Annotated in this window: 1 protein-coding gene; it reads left to right on the top strand. The window is 50.6% G+C overall.

The genetic code is table 11. The annotated features are described in order from the left end of the window. Positions 1–135 precede the first annotated feature (135 nt). Entirely contained in the window at positions 136–4,173 is a 4,038-nt protein-coding gene (locus O9324_RS25470; RefSeq protein WP_288141658.1) for a S8 family serine peptidase, read from the top strand. Positions 4,174–4,702: the final 529 nt, after the last annotated feature.

Raw genomic sequence — 4,702 nt, 5'->3', positions numbered from 1 at the left:
CCAAGCTTTTCTGGTCGGAACCCCCTAAGCCGAGTTTTCCAGGTGCTGCGCCGTCCACTTGGTTTTCGAGACTGGCCTTTTAATTCTAACGTAAAGCCAACCTAGAACGGCGGGGTTTCAGACCCAAAATTTCCGATGAAGACGACACAAGTAAGTTCCGATTTATCTAGTACAAATATGACATCTCCAGCAGATTCTTTGAGTTTTGAGCAATCCTTTCCAATCACCTTTGATTTAACAGGTTCCCACGATTTAACTGTATCGAGGGAAACTTCTCCCTTAGGAGTCCTGAACTCTAACCCCTCCCCATCTAAAGTCTCCTCGGAGGCCCCCACGGTTCCAGTCTCCCCTGCTACTACGAGTCAAGTGGTCTTTCCCGCTTCCCTCAGTATTAACTCTTCTGGTTATCCCACCAGTCCAGCGTCGAGTCCTGCCTCTGTACCCACCGCTGCCCCCGTCACCACCAGTCCAGCGTCGGGTCCTGCCTCTGTACCCACTGCCGACCCCGTCACCTCAGAGCTAGAACCGGCAGCAACTAGCACTCTTGCCCCTTATGCTCCCAATCAACTCATTGTCAAGTTTAAGCAAGGGATCGCCAGCGCCCAAGTTGCTCAGTTTCAGTCCCTCTTTGGTGCTGTCAGCACCCAGACGATTAGGCTAACGGGGGCGCAGGTTTGGAAGTTATCGGGGTCGCTCTCTGTGGAGAAGATTCTGGCAAAATATCGCTCCAATCCGATTTTTGAATACATACAACCCGACTATATTCGGACGCTGGGTACAATTAGTACCCAGGCGACATTCCCCAATGACCCCAGTTTTAATCAACTTTGGGGACTGCATAACACCGGACAAAATGGTGGTACTCCCGATGCCGATATTGATGCCCCTGAAGCCTGGGACATTCAAACTGGCAATCCTAATTTAGTGATTGGGGTCATTGATACGGGAGTTGACTACAATCATCCCGATTTGGCCGGTAATATCTGGACAAACCCGGGGGAAATTGCCGGAGATGGCATTGACAACGATGGCAATGGCTACATTGATGACATTCACGGTTGGGACTTTGCCTATAACGACAATGACCCCAGTGATGTTCATGGTCACGGAACCCATGTTTCGGGAACCATTGCTGGCAAAGGAAATAATGGGGTCGGCGTGACGGGGGTGGCTTGGAATGCCAAAATCATGCCGCTGAAGTTTTTGAATGATCAAGGATCAGGCTCTACCTCCAATGCTATTTTGGCAATTAACTATGCGACGGCCAAAGGAGTTAAGCTCACCAATAACTCCTGGGGAGGCGGCGTTTATAGTCAAGCCCTCTACGATGCGATTAACGCGGCGGGTCAGGCGGGAGCTTTATTTATTGCGGCGGCTGGTAATGATGCAAAAAACACTGACACAAGCCCCTCCTATCCTGCCAGCTACGACCTCCCTAATATTATTTCCGTTGCTTCTACCACCCGCACCGATGCTCTCTCTTCCTTTTCTAACTATGGCTTAACCAGCGTAGATTTAGGTGCGCCTGGTTCAGACATTTACAGTCTGGCTCCTGGTGGTGGATATGCGACCCTTTCAGGGACATCCATGGCCAGTCCCCATGTCACCGGGGCGGCGGCTTTGTTGTGGTCACAAAATCCCACCTGGACGGCACAACAGGTGAAAAACACCTTAATGAACACGGGGGATCCGATTGCGGCTTTAGCAGGGAAAACGGTTTCTGGTAAGCGGCTCAATGTTTTTAATGCTTTGGCGGCTAACTTACCTTCCGTAACCGTCAGTGTCAGCCCGGCCAGTGTGCAGGAAGACGGTACGACTAACTTGGTTTATACCTTTACTCGCACTAACTTAAACCTGAGTTCTCCCCTGACCGTTAACTTCGGGGCGAGTGGCATAGCCAACGCTGCTCCGGTGGGAAGCGACCCAGCCGATTACAACCTATTAACAGGTAGTGCTGTCACCTTTGACCCGACGACGAAATTAGGAACCGTCACTTTTGCCCCCGGTGCGACAACGGCAACGGTCGAGGTTGATCCGATTGCTGACACCGTACAGGAAAACAGCGAATCAGTTATTTTAACCGTCAATTCTGGGACGGGCTACATTGATGGTTCTCCTAATACAGCAACGGGAACTATTATTTCTGAGGAAGGATTTACCACCTACTTCTCGGATGATTTTGCCAATAACAGCCAGGGTTGGACTCTGGGGACAGAATGGCAAATCGGTGCCGCCACAACTTCTACGGGTCAAAATTATGGCAACCCTGATCCCGGAACGGACAATACTCCCACAGCCGATAATGGTGTAGCTGGGGTTGTTATTGGTGGAAATGCCTCTACAGCCTTGCACGGCTTCTATTATTTAACCAGTCCGGTTATCAACACCAGCACGGCCAATCAATTGTTCTTTGAATTTGCCCGTTGGCTCAATAGTGACTACACTCCCTATATGCAGAACACAGTTGATATCTTCAACGGTTCTAGCTGGGTCAATCTCTGGAGTTCAGGAGCTTCTCCAGAAGTCCAAGATAACGCTTGGACCCCTCAACAATTTGATATTAGTGCCTACAAGAGTGCCTCAACTCAAATTCGTTTCGGGTTCAATGTTGGTAGCTCTGATGTATATACAGTAAGTTCGTGGAACCTTGATGATGTCAAAATCTATGGTGATGGCGGTGTTACGACAAAATCAATCTCGATCGCCAAGACCACCGATGGTAACGAAGCAGGTCCAGTGAGCAGTGTCTTTACCCTGACTCGTACAGGCGACCTCTCCAGTGCCTTAACCGTCAACTACACCTTGGCGGGTACTGCTACCCTCGGCAGCGACTACAATGATCCCAGTTTAGGCCAAGCCACCTTTGCGGCAGGTGCGGACAAAGCCACTATCACTCTGCCCACCAAAGATGACCTCTTGAGTGAGCCCAGCGAAACCATCATCACCACAATTACCGCCCCCGCTGGCTACACTATCACTGGACCCGACACGGCTACGGCGACGATCATCGATGACGACCTTGGCACCCTCACTCTGGTGAAAACCACCGATGGGAAGGAAGCAGGTCCAGTGAGCAGTGTCTTTACCCTCACCCGCACCGGCGACCTCTCCAGTGCCTTAACCGTCAACTACACCCTAGGGGGGACAGCGACTCCAGGTGTTGACTACACAGGCACTACTCCTAACAGCGTCACCTTTGCGGCAGGTTCCTCCAAAGCTACCATCACTCTGCCCACCAAAGATGACCTCTTGAGTGATCCCAGCGAAACCATCATCACCACAATTACCGCCCCCGTCGGCTACACTATCAGTGGACCCGACACGGCTACGGCCACCATTCTTGACAATGATGGTAACTTGGACAATAACAACTTGGTCGGGACAAGCTTTGCCGATGCCCTAGCTGGAGGGGGAGGTAATGACACTCTTAATGGTGGAGCGGGTAATGACACCCTCGATGGCGGTGTTGGTGTTGACTTGATGAATGGTGGTGATAACAACGACACCTACTACGTGGACAATGTGGGCGATATCGTGAAAGAAAGCTCCGACGATGCCCTAGGTGGGACGGCTGATACGGTATTTGCCTCAGTCACTTATTCTCTAGCACCGGGGACACTTGGTAAGCAAGGATATGGGATTGAGAACTTGACCCTGACGGGAGATGCCAATATCAACGCTACTGGCAATGGCAAAAACAACGTCCTCACGGGCAACAGTGGCAGCAATGTCCTCAATGGCGGCCTTGGTAACGACACCCTCAATGGCGACTTGGGTCTGGATACTCTTACTGGTGGTGCTGGAAACGATTTCTTCAGGTTCGACAACGTAGAGAACAGTGATCTGATCACCGACTTCTCCGTAGCCAATGACACAATCATTCTGGCGAACAGTCTTGACGGCACTTTGACCGGCTCCCTTGGTATGGGGATCAAGGGTCTGGTCTTTAATAGTGCTAATGCGAACGGAAGTGTCCTTAACGCTGCCTGGTTCTTCAAGGGAGCGGGGTTCACTGGGGGAGCATCGGGAAACCCCGCCGGCATCTACGTCAACACTAGCAACGGCGACATCTGGTATAACGATTCCACCGTCGTCGGTAGTTACCTAATGGCCAATGTTGGGGCTGGTGCCGCGGCTGGCATGACCAATCTCGACTTCGTTTACAGAGTTTGACGTACCCCACGTCCGTTTACGGACGTGGATTCTTCTAGCATCACTGCTGTGAATTTATGGCTCAACGAGTCCACTTGAATTAGATTCCTGGCGAAATCCCACCCAGAGGTGGTTCTCTCCTCAGACTTTCGCTCCCTTACAGAAGCCTGTTCTCGGAGGCCCCTACGATACAGTTCAAAACCTCTAAAATACTTGGTTTCTCTGGTACTTGACGCTGAGAGCTTTTGCCTATAGGAGCATTCCCCTATAGAACCCCATAACGGAGGCAGGGGGCGGTCGGCCGTTTTTGTAACGGGGATTTATACTAAATCCGGTTATTAGAAACTGATTATCTATTTATCCTTTTGCCTCTTGCCTATCTTGATATGTAGCGCATACTCAACGGATTTGTGCGAAACGTTTAGGCATGAAATAAGGTTGAAATACCTGAAATAACCGCCTAGTAAGGTCTTCAGTCCCCTGACTGAATCTAACAGGTCAACCCTGACCAACCTTATAACTGTTTATATGTCCCGACGTTTAGTATCAC

The organism is Microcystis sp. LE19-84.1B (assembly GCF_027531875.1).
Classification (GTDB): Bacteria; Cyanobacteriota; Cyanobacteriia; order Cyanobacteriales; family Microcystaceae; genus Microcystis; species Microcystis panniformis.
Note: the sequence above shows the minus strand (reverse complement) of the source record. Positions and strands in the feature narration are given on the sequence as shown.

Excerpts from the sequence above, each read along its gene's own strand:
- O9324_RS25470 (WP_288141658.1), top strand. The coding sequence starts at position 136 with ATGAAGACGACACAAGTAAGTTCCGATTTATCTAGTACAAATATGACA.